The 16989-nt window shown below is 61.2% G+C and carries 18 protein-coding genes; all 18 read left to right on the plus strand.

Annotated elements, in window-relative coordinates; translation table 11 throughout:
* The first annotated feature begins 280 nt into the window (after positions 1–280).
* The 18 genes from PQR32_RS30945 to PQR32_RS31030 all read left to right on the plus strand — a co-directional run bounded on the left by PQR32_RS30945 (position 281) and on the right by PQR32_RS31030 (position 16988).
* Positions 281–841, plus strand: a complete 561-nt coding sequence (locus tag PQR32_RS30945; protein WP_408236091.1) for a hypothetical protein — start codon at positions 281–283, stop codon at positions 839–841.
* Positions 842–944: 103 nt separating this feature from the next.
* Positions 945–1196, plus strand: coding sequence for a helix-turn-helix transcriptional regulator (locus tag PQR32_RS30950; RefSeq protein WP_408236094.1), 252 nt, complete (start codon positions 945–947; stop codon positions 1194–1196).
* A complete protein-coding gene (locus PQR32_RS30955; RefSeq protein WP_408236097.1) occupies positions 1183–1470 on the plus strand; it encodes a hypothetical protein in 288 nt (95 codons plus the stop codon). The genes PQR32_RS30950 and PQR32_RS30955 overlap by 14 nt, the downstream gene beginning before the upstream one ends.
* 366 nt (positions 1471–1836) lie before the next feature.
* On the plus strand, positions 1837–2658 hold the full coding sequence (locus PQR32_RS30960) for a ParA family protein (protein WP_408236100.1): 822 nt from the start codon (positions 1837–1839) through the stop codon (positions 2656–2658).
* A 1-nt stretch (position 2659) separates the two neighbouring features.
* The gene (locus tag PQR32_RS30965) at positions 2660–3205 is read left to right on the plus strand and encodes a hypothetical protein (RefSeq protein WP_408236103.1); all 546 of its coding nucleotides are present in this window, start codon (positions 2660–2662) and stop codon (positions 3203–3205) included.
* Positions 3206–3207: 2 nt separating this feature from the next.
* The gene (locus PQR32_RS30970) at positions 3208–3849 is read left to right on the plus strand and encodes a lytic transglycosylase domain-containing protein (RefSeq protein ID WP_408236106.1); all 642 of its coding nucleotides are present in this window, start codon (positions 3208–3210) and stop codon (positions 3847–3849) included.
* A gap of 122 nt (positions 3850–3971) precedes the next feature.
* Positions 3972–4241 (plus strand): TrbC/VirB2 family protein, encoded by a 270-nt coding sequence (locus tag PQR32_RS30975; protein WP_408236109.1) that lies wholly within the window; start codon positions 3972–3974, stop codon positions 4239–4241.
* 17 nt (positions 4242–4258) lie between these two features.
* Positions 4259–4579: a VirB3 family type IV secretion system protein gene (locus tag PQR32_RS30980; RefSeq protein ID WP_201084268.1), complete on the plus strand. Its 321-nt coding sequence runs from the start codon at positions 4259–4261 to the stop codon at positions 4577–4579.
* Position 4580: 1 nt separating this feature from the next.
* On the plus strand, positions 4581–7049 hold the full coding sequence (locus PQR32_RS30985) for a VirB4 family type IV secretion/conjugal transfer ATPase (protein ID WP_408236112.1): 2469 nt from the start codon (positions 4581–4583) through the stop codon (positions 7047–7049).
* Positions 7046–8227 carry a TrbL/VirB6 family protein gene (locus PQR32_RS30990; protein WP_408236115.1) on the plus strand — a complete coding sequence of 394 codons (1182 nt, stop codon included), beginning with the start codon at positions 7046–7048 and terminating at the stop codon, positions 8225–8227. Before PQR32_RS30985 ends, PQR32_RS30990 begins: the two co-directional genes overlap by 4 nt.
* Positions 8228–8243: 16 nt before the next feature.
* Complete coding sequence (gene virB5 / locus PQR32_RS30995; RefSeq protein WP_408236118.1) at positions 8244–8939, plus strand: P-type DNA transfer protein VirB5; 696 nt, start codon at positions 8244–8246, stop codon at positions 8937–8939.
* 228 nt (positions 8940–9167) lie between these two features.
* Entirely contained in the window at positions 9168–9884 is a 717-nt protein-coding gene (locus PQR32_RS31000) for a VirB8 family type IV secretion system protein (RefSeq protein ID WP_408236120.1), read from the plus strand.
* Positions 9881–10705, plus strand: coding sequence for a TrbG/VirB9 family P-type conjugative transfer protein (locus tag PQR32_RS31005; protein WP_408236123.1), 825 nt, complete (start codon positions 9881–9883; stop codon positions 10703–10705). Before PQR32_RS31000 ends, PQR32_RS31005 begins: the two co-directional genes overlap by 4 nt.
* Positions 10698–11930 carry a type IV secretion system protein VirB10 gene (gene virB10 / locus PQR32_RS31010; RefSeq protein ID WP_408236126.1) on the plus strand — a complete coding sequence of 411 codons (1233 nt, stop codon included), beginning with the start codon at positions 10698–10700 and terminating at the stop codon, positions 11928–11930. The genes PQR32_RS31005 and virB10 overlap by 8 nt, the downstream gene beginning before the upstream one ends.
* Entirely contained in the window at positions 11927–13045 is a 1119-nt protein-coding gene (gene virB11 / locus PQR32_RS31015) for a P-type DNA transfer ATPase VirB11 (RefSeq protein ID WP_408236129.1), read from the plus strand. The genes virB10 and virB11 overlap by 4 nt, the downstream gene beginning before the upstream one ends.
* 12 nt (positions 13046–13057) lie before the next feature.
* The gene (locus PQR32_RS31020; protein ID WP_408236132.1) at positions 13058–13432 is read left to right on the plus strand and encodes a hypothetical protein; all 375 of its coding nucleotides are present in this window, start codon (positions 13058–13060) and stop codon (positions 13430–13432) included.
* Positions 13429–15168, plus strand: coding sequence for a type IV secretory system conjugative DNA transfer family protein (locus tag PQR32_RS31025; protein WP_408236135.1), 1740 nt, complete (start codon positions 13429–13431; stop codon positions 15166–15168). Before PQR32_RS31020 ends, PQR32_RS31025 begins: the two co-directional genes overlap by 4 nt.
* Positions 15165–16988, plus strand: coding sequence for a PriCT-2 domain-containing protein (locus PQR32_RS31030; RefSeq protein ID WP_408236138.1), 1824 nt, complete (start codon positions 15165–15167; stop codon positions 16986–16988). The genes PQR32_RS31025 and PQR32_RS31030 overlap by 4 nt, the downstream gene beginning before the upstream one ends.
* Position 16989: the final 1 nt, after the last annotated feature.

The following is a 16989-nucleotide window of genomic DNA, read 5'->3' on the forward strand; positions in this document are numbered from 1 at the left end:
CAATAATTTCCGTATCGACGGAACGACCGGTGCGACTTCGCTCGAAGCGTACGCCGTTGGAAGTCGGGGCAATGGATATTCAGTTTGGAATATAGGTCCGTTTTGTGCCGACGGGATCGAAGCTCTAGGAAGAAGTTAAACGTTGGGCGCGTTATTGCGCGATGCGCTAGGCCGGTGCCCCGTCAATGTAGGCGCTATCCGATGCGATCATCCCGTGACGGGTTCGAAGAGCAACCGGGGGCAAAGAGTGATGCGGCGTAATGCTGCATGAGGACGTGTCATGGACCACTCACATAACGCCTGCCAGCCACCAGTTGCTCGTGACGGAGCTACGTCAGCGTCTGACATCAACGCATTGCAGCGGCGTGTTGATCAGGCAGAGGCCGATGTTCGTCGGCTAACGGAGCGGTTAAGAGGAAAGGACCGACAGTTAGGCGAAATGGGGAGGGCGCTCTTGCGCACGGTGGCTTTGCATCATGCGATCGAGGAACGACAAGAGGAAGAACTTGAGTCTTTGCGTGCGATGGTTCCGGCGCGGAAAATCTGCCCGTGCGTAAGTGACGGGCCGTCGGAGCATTCCGACGGGATCACGGTTCACTTGCCCTTTATTACCGAGATTCTTTCGGGGATGTTCGATGTCATGCACACTTTCTGGTCCGGTTATGACGAGAACAATCCGCCCAAATCGTCTGTGGTCGCACATGCGATCGACGAACGTTTAAACCTCAGAGCCCAACCCGGTGGCGAAGCGTCGCGCAGCGGACAAACGTACGCGTCAGCGATTCGGCCAGACTGGCTCAAGGAAGCCGACAGTCGGCATCACGTGCGGTCGCGGACCTGACGGGGCACCCTGACGGTAAGACGGATTTGCCCGTCGCTTGATCCCCTTGCTTGAATGAACCCTGTAGGCCGGTACCTCGCCGGCGACAACAACAGGGTTTGTCATGAGCGAAACAATACGTCATTCGCTTGCGATTTTGCGGCGCAAGCAGGTCGAACGTGAAGTGGGGCTGTCGCGATCGACGATCTATCAACGCATCAAGGACGGAACATTTCCCCGGCCTATCCGGCTGGGTGCGCGCGCCGTTGGATGGCGTGCGGGGGACATCGATGGCTTTTTGCGTGATCCCGCGGGCTACCGCTCGCCACTCGCGCCTGACAACGGCGGAGGGGAGAAGACCCATGAGCGAGACTGACGGCGCACTCCGGCTCGACGAGCGTCTGCGCAACTGGGCCAATGCGGACAAGGTTTGGAGTGACGCCGCAGACGCTGCGCGCGTGGAGGCGGCGTGGCGTCGGCTCGCAACACATCACCAAGAATTGTTGCGTATGGCGTACGTGTGGCGCGCCGGCCGTGGCGTTATTTGCAGGCGTCTGAAAATTCCCCAACGACCTTGGTACCGATACGAACTCGAGGTCACGCAAGCGAAGGCCGCGCTCGCTCGATTGCTGCATGAAAAACGAGTCTAAAAATATTTTGGAATGCTTCGGAGTGGTCCGGATCAGGTTGGAGTTAAGGAAAAAATTGACCGGTCGAGAGGGCCTTGCAACACTGATAAATTCATCCTAAAGTTGATCTCAACAATCTGCCCCGGTCAACGTGCATAGCACGACCGAGTACGCGTTAGCGGCCCCGAAGTACTGACCTATCTGCCAATGGCGTGACTGCCTGAATATGGAAAAGCCTGCATTTGCAGGCTTTTTTGCGTTCTAACGAAGCGCATCTCGAGATTTGCCTTTTAACTGCGGTTTGTCTCCCGGCGCCGCGGGCTTCTTGTTCGTCGTCTCAGATACAGGTTGGTGGTTCGGCGCATCACCTGAGGCAAGAGACTGACCATGAAAACGCTTCTAATCGCCACCGAACAGGGTGGTGCCGGCAAGACTGCGATGCTGTGCCAGTTCGCCCATTACCTGCATCTGGTGCGGCGCCTGCGGGTGCTCGTTATCGACGCGGCCGAGCCCCCATGTAGCACCGCCTCGCTGGTGCGGGGGCATAGGGCGGTCGTGCTGCACGGAGAAAAGTCGATCACACAATCCGAGCGGGGAGATGTAGAGGCGCCGGGATTCTGGGTGTTGCCAACGAGTACCGTCCCGTCGTTGACACTGGGGCTTGGCGATGACGGGGCGCGATACTACGCCAATGTCCGGCATCTCCTTTTCATTGTGGCGAAGCTGGCGGATGTCTGCCTGATCGACAGTCCGCCCCTCCCGGATCTGCGCGCCCTTTGCTTCGAATCGACAGCCGACGCAATGTTGAGCCCAGTTCAACTCAATCGGGAGTCGCTTGACAGCCTCGCGGACCTGATCAATGGCCCGCATGGTGTACGGCAGATACGTGCAAAGCTGAACCCCGCACTGCAGTTCGTCGGTCTTCTACCGAACATGGTGGAAGCAACATCGCTGGGACGCGAGAACGCCCGCGCCATCGAGACCCAGTTCGGCCCCTGGCTAATTGCCGATCCGGGGAGACCGAGCGGGTATCTGCACATCCCACGCTTCGTCGCAGTCCAGATGGCACAGGCGGAGGGTGTGCCAGTAGGGGAGGTCGTCGGGAGGGAACCGGCTGCGCGTAGGGCATGGCAGACCATGCTGGCTTGTTTCGAGGCGCTGACCGGGTACTTGCGTCTCAATGAAATCGCCTCCGACGTGGAGGCCTGACATGCGCGCTGCTTTGAAACGACACGCCGCAAGTTGCCGGTTCTTCATTGCGCTCGCGCTGGTTGCCACTTGCGCGTTTCCCTCGGTAAACGCTCTTGCCGACGACTGGGGTTGCCAAGTGATTCTGTGCCTGTCGAACCCCGCTGGTCCGGAACAGTACAGCGAATGCGTGCCGCCGATCGAAAGGCTATGGCGGGCGCTGCGCCACGGCGATCCGTTTCCGACCTGCGATTTCGGTGTTGGTAGCTCGCAAGGAACGTTTGCGGCCAACACCTTTGCGAGCAGTGGTTATTGTCGTGAGTACCTACTGTACTGGGGCGGAGCGGAGCAGAGTGAACTGCTGTGTGGCGCTTCCGGCGCGATCAATGTTGACGTCGACGATCAGCTCTATACCCGTGTCTGGTGGGACGTAAGAGGGCAGGTGCCGACAATCACCGAATTCTATGGTGCCGGGGGTGCGCAGGTGTCCTACAACCCGACACAGTCCGCAGCGCTTTTCCTGCTGCAGGTGGAGCAGCAGGAGAACGGCTTCGGCGGGAGGCACTAAAAATGCTGATCGACTTCATGACGCTTGCCCATCAGTGCGCGCCGCAAATCGACCCGATCACAATGGCGGCGCTTGTGCGCACTGAGTCTGGATTTAACCCCTACGCGATTGGTGTGGTGCATGGCCGACTGATACGGCAACCGTCGAATTTGGTCGAAGCGACCACCACGATGCGCGCACTCGAGGCCGCCGGCTGGAATTTTAGCGTAGGGCTCGCGCAGGTAAACCGCGCCAATTGGCGCGCGTACGGGTTGACGGAGCAAAACGCATTCGAGCCCTGCCGCAACGTGACCGTCGGCGCCAACATTCTCCAACGTTGTTTCACGTCCGTACATCGTGCACAGGTCGATACCCAAGCGGCGCTTCGGGCAAGTCTGTGCTGCTATGAGAGCGGCGATTTTTCGACGGGATATCGCACGGGTTACGTACAACGTGTGGTGAAGAACGCGCAGCAGCCCGTTCCCACGTTCCCGATCACCGTTCCTTCTATCGCGCCGATCCCGGTGTTGCCGGTCGATTCAGGAATCTCTGCTAACCCGGTCCGGCCGTATCCGGTGGCTCGCCGACCGCTGTTGCCCAATCGAGACGATGCATTAACGGATCAGCAGGGAGGTGAGCCGGACAGTAGCGCGGTGGTGTTCTAATCCGCGATTCAGATGATGGCGGGTAGATAGCAGGCGAGAAGGAGTCAATCATGTATTTAGGATTACGTAGAAAAATATATCATCGATGCTCGTTGTTGCGTCGTGTCGTCTTGGAGCGTCAGTTGGCGAAGGAACTTGCCGTATCAGCTTCGACGCTACTGCTCTCGACGTCGGCGTGGGCACAGCTCTCGCAAGTCAATACGCTACTGAACACAATCCAGACGACTCTGCTAGGCATCGGAGGCGTGATCTGCTCGATTTCCATCATCTGGGCAGGTTTCCGGATGATGTTCCAGCACGCCCGGTTCGGCGACATCGCGAACGTCTTCATCGGCGGACTCTTCGTCGGCTGTGCGACGGTGATCGCCGGCATGCTGATCCCGACAATCTGATCCTTGGGAGTCGATTCATGAACCCTCTCAAGGATCCCGTTTTTAAGGGCTGCACCCGTCCTGCGATGCTGTGGGGCGTACCCCTAGTGCCGTTCCTGATGGTCGGCGGCGGCATGCTGATTCCGGCGATCTGGGCGCTGCTAGCGAGTCCCCCGCTGGGCGTCGCCATCCTTTTCCTGATGATTCCGGTGTTCGTCGCGATGCGTGTGATCACGCGCCATGACGATCAGCGCCTCGCTCAGTACGCGCTGCGCCTTCGGATGATGCTCCGTCAGGGCAATCGCTGGTACTGGGGGACGCATGCCTACGTGCCCGTCCGCCTGAAAAGGAGGGCGTGACATGCCCTCCGAGCCCCAACTCGTCGCCGTGGCGAACCGCGAAGTCCCGCTTGCGGGCTACATCCCGTACTCGACGCATGTGACGGACCACGTCATCAAAACACGCGAGGGCGACTACCTGCAGATCTGGAGGATCGCCGGCATCGCGTTCGAGGCAGCCGATCCGGCCAACATCCTCGCGCGGCACGACGGATTCAACCAACTCGTGCGCGGGCTCGCGGGCGGCCACGTAGCGCTCTGGTCACACCGCTTGCGCCGGCGCGTGTCGGATCACTTCGCCATGCCCTACGGCAACCGTTTCTGCCAGGAGCTGGCGACGCGTTATTACGCGAGCTTTTCCGGCTATCGCATGATGGCCAACGAGCTGTATCTGACTCTTGTCTACCGGCCGAACCGCACGAAGCTCGGTCGCGTCTTCAGCCGAGCCGCGCGCCGCACGCGCGAGGATATCCGGCGCGATCAGCACGACGCGCTGAAGGCGATGGCAGAGCTGGCCACCCAGGTCGAATCGAGTCTGAAGCCCTATGATCCGATCGCGCTCGGCGTTTATGCCAGACAGAGCAGCTATACCAGGCGCCCGCGCCGATATTCGTCGACGCTGGAACTGCTTGGCTATCTGGTGAACGCTGCGTGGGAGCCCGAGCCGGTTCCGGCTGGTCCGATCCGTGAGGGGCTGCCAACGTCACGCCTCTTTGTTGGGGCCGAGAAGATCGAGATCCGCATGCCGGCCGCGACCCGCTTTGCCGCGATGCTCGACCTGAAGGACTACCCGGAAGACACAGAGCCCGGAATGATCAATGGCTTGTTGTACGGCGACTTTGAGTACATCGAGACGCAGAGCTTCACCATCCTCGACAAGCCGAGCGCGAAAGAGGCATTGGAACGGCAGCGTAACCAGTTGATTGCCGGCGAGGATGCTGCAGTGTCCCAGGTAGAGGCAATGGAAGCTGCGCTTAATGACCTGATCAACGGAGATTTCGTCCTCGGCGAATACCATTATTCGCTCGCTGTGCTCGGCGACACGTTGGATGAAGTTTCCAAAAGCGTGGCGAAGGCGCGCACGCAACTTGCCGACGCGGGTTTTCAGACGGCACTCATCGATCTCGTTGCGGATGCGGCGTGGTTCGCGCAACTGCCGGGCAACTGGCGTTACAGGCCGCGTGAGGCCAAGCTTACGTCGCGGAACTTCTGCGGACTGGCATGCCTGCACAACTTCGCGACCGGGAAGCGTGATGGTAATCCGTGGGGTGAGGCGATCACGATCGTCAAGACGCCTAGCGGCCAGCCACTCTATCTGAACTTCCACGTCACGCCCGACAAGAAGGACTCACTCGACGAGAAGGCGCTCGCCAACACCCAGATTATCGGTCAGGCCGGCGCGGGCAAGACGGTGCTTGAGCTGTTCCTACTCGCGATGGCGATGAAGTACGGCATCACTGCCGTGCTGTATGACAAGGATCGCGGTACCGAGATTGCGATCCGCGCGATGGGCGGCATGTACACCGTGTTCCGCCGAGGCGAGCCGACCGGTTTGAACCCGTTCCAGATGGAACCAACCGAGGCTGTGCTCGACTTCTGGGAAAGGCTCGTGCGCAAGTTCGTCGATATCGGCGTGCCGCTGCCCGCGAGGGACGAACTCGATATCTCGCGCGCCGTACGGGAAGTTGCCCGCATGGACAAGACGCTGCGACGGCTTTCCATGGTGCGGCAACTCCTGCCGAACGTGGGCGAGAACAGCCTGCATGCGCGCCTCGCCAAATGGTGCTCGGGCGGGCGTCTAGGCTGGGTATTTGACAACCCGTCCGATCGCATTGATCTCGCGTGCTCGGGACTGTTCGGATTCGACGATACCGAGTTGCTTGACGATGCGGAGGTCTCGACGCCGGTCACGATGTACCTGCTGCACTTGACCGAAAATCTGATCGACGGCCGGCGCTTCATCTACGTGATGACCGAATTCTGGAAGCGTCTCTCCGATCCCGTTTTCACCGATTTTGCGAAGAACAAGCAGAAGACGATCCGCAAGCAGAACGGACTCGGGATTTTCGATACGCAATCGCCTGCGGATGTGTTGCACAGCGAGATCGCCAGTGCGCTGATCGAGCAGAGCGCAACGTTCTTCTTCCTGCCGAACCCACGCGCCGATTACGACGATTACGTTTGTGGTTTCAAGCTGACCGAAGCCGAATTCAACATCGTGCGCAATCTCGGCGAGAACAGTCGGCTGTTCCTGGTCAAGCAGGGCCATCGCTCGGCCATTGGGCGACTTGATCTTGCCGGCCTCGGAGACGTACTCGACGTGCTGTCGGGCACGACCGACAACGTGGAGCTTCTCGACACGATCCGCGCGCAGGTGGGCGATGCGCCGGAAGACTGGTTGCCGGTTTTCCACGAGCAGCTTGCCCGGCGGCGCGCGGCGAACGGCGGGCTGCGTTCGCCGTTGCCGCCGGGAGCGGGAGGTGTGCGATGAGTGGCCTCTTTACCGCCGTCGGTGGCACTCTCGAAAACGGTATGTCCACCTACATCACGAACGTGTCATCGGCCCTGTCCAGCGCGCTCGTGCCAGTCATAACCACGGCCGTTACGATCTGGGTTGTTGCCTACGGTCTGGCAGTTGTGCGGGGTGAAGCCCACGAAGCTGTCCCGGCGTTTGCCTGGCGGGGGCTAAAGGTCGCCATCACGCTCGCGTTCGCGCTGAGCGCCGGCATCTACCAGCAGCGGGTCGTGACGGCGATCAATGGTGCAACGGCCGGGCTTGCCCAGACGATCCAGAACGCGGCTAATACGTCGGGCGGCGGTAATTCAGGATGCGGGTCGGTCAATGGCGGCAGCGTGACAGCGCAGAGCGCGACCAGTATCTACCAGACGCTCGACTGCTACGACCAGCAGATCGACCTCGTGATGGACGCCTATTTCGACAAGGCGACGCACGAGGGGATCAGTGTCAGCGGACTTGCCGCCGCTATCGGTGATTTCCTGTGCGGGATCATCGCCGCACTCGGTGGTTCGATCTTCCTCATCGTCCTCGCCTTCGAAGTGGCGATGGCGAGGATGCTGCTCGATCTCGTGCTTGGGCTTGGTCCTATTTTCATTGCCTGCGCGGCATTTGCTCCAACCGCGCGCTTCTTCGAGGCCTGGACCGCGAAGGTCGCCAATTACGCCTTGTTGCAGGTGCTCGTCGCCGCCTTTCTCGGCATGGCGCTCACGGCATTCTCTGCCGATCTGACTCCCCTCAATGCCGCTGGTGCCTTCCCCGGTGCAGACCCGTCGGCTGTGATGCAAGGCATTACCGCTGCTCTCAACGATGCCGCGGCGGGCGCTGCAGCGATCGGTCTGTTCGCAACCGGGGTCTTTCTCGCGATGGTCGGCTGGCAGTTGCCATCAGTTGCATCGGGACTTTCCGGTGGGGCCACGCTTTCCGGGTTTGGCGCGTTCGTGGCGGGTTTTGCCGCACGACGTATGGCCAGCGCACTCGCTCAGGCGTTTTCTCGCAGCGGTGGCGGCTCATCGCCTGGCGGAAAGATTCGCAACCGCACCGGCTCAGGTGGTGGCGGCAGCAGCGGATCAGGCGGAGGGGGTTCGGCGAACGACTCCATGCCCGCTTACCAGCGCGCAGCGCGCACAAACCTGGGTCGGCAGGGCGAATGAATGTGAGGTGATGACCATGACAGGACAAACCAGATTGGCGCGGGCCGCGATCGTGTGGGTGGTGCTCTGTTCCGGCGCTCATGCACAGGGCATTCCTGTGTTCGACGCGCAGAACGTGGTGCAGGCTATCGCGACGGTTGCCCGGCTTGAGCAGGAGGTACAGCAGGAAATCCAGATCTATCAGTCGACGGTCGGCACGCGTGGCTTCGGTGCGCTGCTGGGCAATCCGGTCGTCGCCAGCTCGCTGCCTTCGAACTGGCAGAGCGTCTATACGGCGATCCAGAACGGTGGCTACGCGGGCCTGACGGGCAGCGCCCAGGCGTTGCGCTCGGCGAACCAGATCTACAACTGCCAGGACCAGACCGGCATTGACCAGCAGGTATGCCAGCGCACGCTAAACAAGCCGTTTCAGGACAAGGCGTTCGGCCTTCAGGCGTACCAGACCGAACTGCATGAGCTGAACCAGATCCAGAGCTTGATGCAACAGATCGACGTGACGCAGGACCCTAAGGGGGTGGCCGAGTTGCAGGCGCGTATCCAGGCCGAGACGACGACGGTCGGCAACGAGATGACGAAGCTGCAGCTCTTCCGGATGCTGGCCGATTCCGAGGACAAGCTCGTGGCCGAGCAACAAAGTGAACTGGCGCTGAGTCGGGCTGGCAACACGGCCCGATTGCAGGACCAGATGGTGCCGGCTTCGTTCGGGAACTGAGGAGGATGCCATGCGTGCGCTTACCTCCATCGTCCTCGCGGGGTGCCTAGCCTGGAGTCTGGCGGCCTGCGGCAGCGGGCCGTCGAAACCCGTGTTGCCGGACGGTCTGCACCGCGTGCCCGTCAACGGCATTCTGCCGGTGCCTGAAGTGCCAACTTCTGTGCTTCCGGCACCTGCAGCGCCGGCTTCCCAATATCTACCCGTGTCGTCGGGGGCAGGAGTCCGATCATGAGCGCACCGCACGACTATGGGCGCGTGCTCGATATCGAGGCATCGCTGACCTACCTGCAGGAGCGATCCGAGCGGCGCGGGTGGTATGTAGCCTATGCGGCGCTTGCGGTCGCCGTATTGAGCGCAGCGGCACTTGCGCTGATGGTGCCGTTCTATCGCGTCGTGCCGCTACCAATCGAGGTTGATCGCCTGACCGGCGAAGCCCAGGTGATCGACGTACTCGATGCCCGCCACGTACACACGAAGGATATCCAGGATAAGCACTGGGTCGAGGCATATGTGCGTTCGCGCGAGCGGTATGACTGGGGACTGCTACAGATGGACTACGACAGCGTGCTCGTCATGAGCGATGACGTGGTTGCGCGCGATTTCCGCAGCATCTATGGCGGTCCGGATGCACTGGACCGGCAACTGGGGCCGGGCATCGAGCGGCGCATCCGCATTCTCTCGACTACGCTGCCGCCTGACCAACCCGGGCATGCCGTCGTGCACATCGAACGCACGTCGTTCAGGAGTGGGGTGGTGAACGCGGAGCCGACGCAGCGCTTCGTGATCACGCTCGCCTTTACTTACCGGCCACCCGTATTCACGCGCGAGAGCGTTGCGATCGCCAATCCGTTCGGGTTCAAGGTGACAGCCTACAGTCGTGATCTCGAATATACGCCGCCGGCTGTCTCTATAGCTCCAGCCTCGACGCCGGGAGGCACCCCATGAAAGCGCTCGCTCCTTGTGTCGCACTCGTGGGGCTGCTGCTCACCTACTCCGTGAGCGCTGCCGATTTGCCGGGCTGGTTCGGCGATTCGCGCGTGCGGCAGGTGGTGTACGAGCCGGACGATGTCGTTCGTATTCAGGCACAACGGGGCATTGCCACCCATATCGCTCTCGACCCGCACGAACGGATCCTGGTGGTAGCACCTGGTGATCGAGACGGCTGGCAGGTTGTGGCGAACAAAGGCGATCACGACGTGTACCTGAAACCGCAACTTGCTGCGCACGATTCGAATCTGGAGATCCGTACGGACCGCCGCAGCTACAGCTTCGATCTGGTGGTATTGCCGCTCAAGGCGAAGTTCGGCAACCACGACGTGATGTACCGGGTGACTTTCACCTATCCGGATGAAGTGAAGGCGCTGGCACGCGCGAACACGGATGCTGCGCTTGTTGAGCAACGTCTCGCGCAGCCGCCTGTGGTGCGCAACGTCCACTACTCGATGGAAGTGATACCGCACTCCGATGACATTGCGCCAACATCGGCGTGGGATGACGGACGGTTCACCTACCTCCGGATCCCGAACAACCGGCGGATGCCGGCGGTTTTCCGGGTGGCCGATGACGGTACGGAGAGCGTCGTGGACAAACACGTGCAGGGCGACACGATCGTTGTGCACGAGGTTGCGAAGCGCTTCGTGCTGCGGCTCGCGGACGAAGTGGTCGGAATCTGGAACGACGCTTACGACATGGATGGCGTCCCGCCCCAAGGCGGCACGACTGCCAGCGGCGTGAAACGCGTCTTGCGGAGTCACGGCGATGAATGACGATGCGCCTCGCAATACGATTGAGCCCGATGGCCCGTCAGATCGTGCGCAGTCCGGCCTGGAAATGGGCGGTATCGATTCACCAGGGATGGTCGTGGATCGCAGCATGCCGGCGCTGGGCCAATACCGCAGAGCTCGCCCGCGTGCCTGGTGGTTGACGCCGATTGTGATCGTCCTCATGGTCGGTGCCGGCGCGGTGTGGACCGTGCATGGTTTCCTTGCGCGTCACGATGCAGATGCGAAGGCGCACCGCGATGCTGTGGCCGATACGTCGACCCAGGGGCGTGTGTTCAAGGATGGTCCTACCCCCGCGGTGGGTGTCGCCGCCGCCGCGCCATTTGCTGCAAGCGCTATTGCCGTGCGTCCCGTACAGGTTCCGGGGCCGGGCACAGCACCGGAGCCGGTCGGCGCCGTGCACATTGGGGCACGTCGCAGCTATTACGATGCGCCGTTGCTTGCAGTGGGCGACGCGGGCGGTCACGACACGGCGGCGGCCGAGGTTTCGGGTGTTGCATCGTCGGTCGTGGCCACAGTCTCTGGTGGAATCGGGCCATCAGGAGAGAGGCTGGCTCAGGCAGGCGGCGCATTGGCGCAGGCGCTGTCGCCGACCGCCACACCGCGCGTGCGCGCTGGGATGCTGGGGAATCGCAGCCTCATGCTCGCGCAGGGCGCCAAGATTGACTGTGTGGGCGATACGGCGTTCGATTCCACCGATGCGGGCATGTCTACCTGCACGGTGACGAAGAACGTGTATTCCGACGATGGCCGGGTCGTGCTGATCGAACGAGGCTCGCAGATCAACAGCGAGTACCGCTCTAACCTTTCGCCGGGCCAGAAGCGGATCTTCGTCTTGTCGGCACTGGTCAAGACGCCGTTAGGCGTGACGGTCGAGATCGATTCGCCAGTAGCCGATGCGCTCGGGCGCATGGGCATCGATGGCTTTGTCGACAATCATTGGAGGCCACGCGTTGGTGCCGCGGTGATGCTTGGCATCACCCAGGATGCGATCGGCTATCTAGCCACACGCGGCGGGAACAGCAACGGTTCGGTTGTCTACGCGAGCACGCAGCAGCAGGGCAATGACATGGCCACGCGCGTGCTCGACAGCACGATCAACATCCCGCCGACGCTGACCAAGAACCAGGGCGCGGAGTTCATGATCGTGATCGCGCGAGATCTGGATTTCGGGTCGGTCTATGCGCTGCAGCCGGAGTTCACACCATGAATGTCTGCATGGACAGATCGAATCAGGCAGATGACGCCGTGCTGGCGCGCCTGCCCGACGACGCGTCTGTACGGGAGCTGATGCGGCCGTTCGCGCCGCTGCTCGATGACGCGGGTGTGACCGAACTCGTCATCAACCGGCCACAGCGCGTGCTGGTCGAGACACATCGCGGCTGGCATGGCCACGACTATCGGGAGCTCGATTTCGAACGGCTGATGTCGTTTGCGGTGGCAGTGGCCACGCTCACGAACCAAGAGGTTTCAGCCCTGCATCCTGTGCTCTCGGCGCTGTTGCCGGGCGACGCACGGATCCAAATTGTAGTGCCGCCGGTTGTGCCGCCGCGCACGGTCTCGATCACAATCCGTCGACCGTCCGCTGACGAAAAGACCATCGAAACGTACCGTGACGAGGGACTGTTCGACGAAACGCTATGGCATCGCCCAAACGGGCTCGACGCCGCGTTGCCTTTGTTGCGACCCGGGGATAGCAGACTCGTGCAGTGCCTGGATGCGCGGGATTGGGGCGCATTCTTTGACCTGGCCGTCACTGGGCGGCTGAATATCGTGATCGTCGGTAACACGGGTTGTGGCAAGACCAGTTTCATAAAGACCCTTTCCCGCTTTATCCCGCGGACCGAACGGATCGTGACGATCGAGGATGTCCGGGAGCTTTTTATCCGGCACATCGAAAACTGTGTGCACCTGCTGTACAGCAAAGGCGGTCAAGGCCAGGCGCGCGTCACGCCGGCCGATCTGATCGCGAGCACGATGCGCATGCGCCCCGATCGCGTGCTGCTGGCCGAACTGCGCGGCGCTGAAGCCTACGACTTCCTCAAGCTCCTGACGACAGGGCACGCTGGTTCGATTACGAGCTATCACGCCTCGAATGCGACGGTCGCGATTGAGCGCTTTGCACTGATGGCGAAGGAACACCCCGAGGCTGTGGCCTACGACGATGCCGCGCTGAAGCGTTTGCTTTTTCTCACCATCGATATCGTCGCGCACATGGAAGTGCAGCCGATTTTCAACGGGGCAGGTGAACAGACCGGTAAGCGTTGGGGCATGACCGAAATCTGGTTCGATCCGGTTCGTAGGGTCCAGACGGCGTTTGCGTAGGAGAGAACGGTCATGGTGAAGCTATCTCTCTTCGTGTCCCATCAAGTACGAATGGCCGTCATCACAGTGACCGTGCTGGCAATCCTGTTCGGAGGCTTGGTCGCCGCGCTCTGGCTGGCGTCGTTCTTCCTCTACGCGAGCCTACGGATCAATCCCTTGCATGCCGGCTTGTGGGGGTGGCTCGACGCGGCACTCGCGAGACACGACGGTCTGATGCCGAGTGATGGCCGGCGATTGGCCGGTGCGGCTATCTTTGGCGTTTCGCTGGCGTTCGGTGGGCCGGCGTTCGGCCTGCATGCTCTGTGGGAGCGGTCCGGCCGACGACGCCTCTATGGTAGTGCGCGGTTTGCCAGCGACGCGGAAATCCGCGATGCGGGGCTGCTATGAGCACGCTCGCAAGCATGGATTCGACGCCTGCCATTGTTGTTGGTGTTTGGCGTGGACGTTATCTGCGATTCACCGGTCAGCAGTTCGTCCTGCTGGCGGCGCCCGCGCGTTCGGGCAAGGGCGTTGGCATTGTGATCCCGAATCTGCTGAGTTTCCCGGATTCGGTAGTGGTGCTCGACGTCAAGCAGGAGAATTACGCCATCACCGCGGGTTTCAGGCATGCGTGCGGGCAGGACGTCTATCTATTCAACCCGTTCGCGGAGGATGGTCGCACGCATCGGTACAACCCGCTGTCGGCGATCTCGGATGGATTGTTCCGCGTTGGTGAAATTCTCGCGATTGGTTACGCCCTCTATCCGCCTGGTGGGCACGACGATTTCTGGAAGGATCAGGCGAGGAATCTTTTCCTTGGCATCGTGCTGCTGCTGTGCGAGTGGCGTGATGCGCGCCGCGCTGGCAAGGGTGCGTCGACTCAGGACTATCCGGTCACGATGGGGGAGGTCTTGCGGCAGTCTTCGGGCAATGGCATGCCAGTGAAAGCCTACCTTCAGCGGGCACTCGTTCAGCATCGTAGTCTGCTGACTGGACCGTGTGTCGATGCGCTGAACCGTTTTCTCTCGAACGACGATAAGGTGCTGGCAAGCATTCTCGCGACCTTCAATGCGCCGCTGACAATCTGGGCTAATCCCATCGTCGACGCAGCGACGAGCGCCAACGATTTCGATCTGCGTGATGTGCGCAAACGCCGCATGTCGGTCTATATCGGCATCACGCCCGATCATCTGTCGGAGGCAGCGCTGCTCGTAAATCTCGTGTTCTCGCAACTCGTCAATCTCAATACGAAGCAGTTGCCCGAAGCCGATCCCACGCTGAAATTCCAATGCTTGGTCTTGCTTGACGAAATGACAGCGATCGGAAAAATCCACATCATCGCTCGGGCAGTTGCCTACATGTCGGGCTATAACCTGCGCCTGCTGTCTATCGTCCAGTCGATCGCGCAACTCGAATCTGTCTACGGCCGGCCCGACGCGCGCACCTTCATCACCAATCACGCAATGCAGATTCTCTACGCGCCGCGTGAGCAGAAAGATGCGAACGACTACTCGGAGATGCTTGGCACGTTTACGGACCAGTCACGCAGCGTCAGCCGCTCGAACGGGGTCTTCGGTGGTCGCGGTGGGTCGAGCGAAAGCGTGTCCGAGCAGCGCCGCCCACTCTTGCTGCCGCAGGAACTGAAGGAGCTGGGGCGCGAAAAGGAAATCATCGTGCTCGAAAACACCAAGCCGATCCTGGCCGACAAGATCTGCTACTGGCGCGATCCAGAATTTGTGTCGCGCAAGATGGCGGCACCCTCGGTGCCAGCCATGAATCTGGCGCGTTTCAGCGTCGTGGTCGAACGACGGCTGCGCGAGTTGCGGACAGATGAGATCGATCCGGAAGGCGCGGGCCTCATCAATCCAGCCGCCGAGTATCTGGAAGTGTTGCAGGCATGGGATCCTCGCGATCTCCCGCCGAGCCTCGCTGACATCAGTGAAGACGATGCCGTGGCGTATGTGGAGCGGCATTTTATGCTGCTTGGGGTGCCCGCCGAAAAGGTCCAGACAGCGACCCGCCGCCTGTCGGTTGCCGATCTCGATGCGGCGGAGCTTTCCACGGTTGAACCATCACGAACCCGCCGCACGTTTGCGCGGCGCGTGCCTGCGAATGTTGTGCCGATCCAGGGAGGCGGTCAATGAACGAGCCACATGTAGATGAGGCGGCACGCGCACGCGCAGCGCTGGCGGCAATTCCTGCGGACGATTACGGGACGTGGGTGGACATGGCGTTCGCGCTCAAGCAGGGATTCGGCGACGAGGGCTTCGATATCTGGGATGAGAGGAGCCGCACCGCGGGTAACTATAGCGAACGTGCCGCGCGCACCACGTGGCGCTCAGCCGATGCATCAGGCGGCAAGACCCTTGCCTCGTTGTTCTGGCTCGCGCGCCAGCACGGTTTCGATCTGAAGCGTTCGCAGTATCCGGATCGGATGGCAACTGCCCCCGTGCCTTCCCCCGAGGTGATTGAGCGCCGCACGCGCGAGGAAGAACGCAGGCAGGCCCGTCATGTCGCGGTGGCCCGCGAGGCGGACGCACTCTGGCAGTGGTCGCGTCCAGTGGGGCCGCAACATCCTTACCTGACGCGCAAGCGCCTCGATCCGGTCGAGACCTTACGTGAACTGGATGCGCAGGAGCTACGCTCGCTTCTTGGATACGCGCCGATGAGCGAGGAAGAGCCGCTGGTCGGGCGCGTCCTGATTGTGCCGGTCTGGATCAATGCGATCTCCACGCTGGAGCTGATCGACGAGGACGGCCGGAAATCGTCGCTGGCGGGGGGCGTGAAGAAGGGGGGGTACTGGACGACCGGATCGGCGCCGACTCTGGAGGAGGCATCCGCACCGATCCTGATCGGTGAGGGCATGGCGACGGCTCTGTCCACATACCGTGCGACGGGCTGGTTTGCAGCAGCGGCACTCTCGAGTGGGAATCTCGAACAGGTTGCCGCCTCGTTGCGTGAGCGGTTTCCCGATAGCGATCTGATAGTGCTTGGCGAACTAGGGCGAGGTGACGCGGATGCACGGCGGGCGGCAGAAGGTGCAAGGGCGCATCTGGCGTGGCCGGTCTTTGCCAAAGACAAGCGTATCAACGGCAAGGTTCCGAACGATTTCAGCGACATGGCGATACTGTCGGGTTTCGATGCCGTGGGTGATCATCTGCGTGAAGCGGCCTGTCAGTCCCTTGGGAGAGCGAACAGATTGCGGGATACGGATGTCGTGTCCGACGTGCAGGTAAGTGAGATGGATGAACGGAATGAGGAGGGAGAAATGGAGCGCTCTAAAGAGAGCCCGGCGGACGACACCGAAGAAAATCAGCGTCGTCAGTCACCGGAACGTGGCTTGGCGAAACAGGCGGTGCCCGAATCTGCTGCACCGCCTGCGTCCGATGAGTCGACTGCTCCGGTGGTCCCCGTTGGCGCTCTGCCACGGTTTGCGTCGACGCGTGCGCCGGTCGGCGAGCCATTGTTTGGATTGGATGACGTTCCGGAAGATATGCAGGCACTGGCCGGGCAACGGTTCGGCATACCGCTCAGGATGGCAACGCCGCGCGAGAACGGCGGGCCGTACCGCGGTGAAGTGTTCAATACCGAGCACTACCTGATTCAGGAGGTCTCAACGCGTAGCGTCGTGTTTCACCGGAAGGACCAGATGGAGTTCATCTCTGAGCGTCTGAAATGGATGGACGGGAACGCACGGTTGAATGGCTCCGAGGTGCTGGTCGGGTATGACGGCGATCGATCGAAGGTCTATCCATGGGATCGCGCGCGCGATCTGCTGGAACGGACGGTCGGTTCGCTGAAGAAGTCCGCACGTGAACTGAATTTCAGTCCGAATCTCGAGACGATGCTCGATCAATTGCAAGCGAGATCATGGGCAAGGATTAGAGAGGCACGCGCCGCGGCACTGGAGAAATCGAACGAACACACGTCGTCGCCTGAACCGGTGGCACCTCCCGATCGATAGC

Source organism: Paraburkholderia dipogonis, assembly GCF_046027395.1.
In the GTDB taxonomy this organism is placed as follows: Bacteria; Pseudomonadota; Gammaproteobacteria; order Burkholderiales; family Burkholderiaceae; genus Paraburkholderia; species Paraburkholderia dipogonis_A.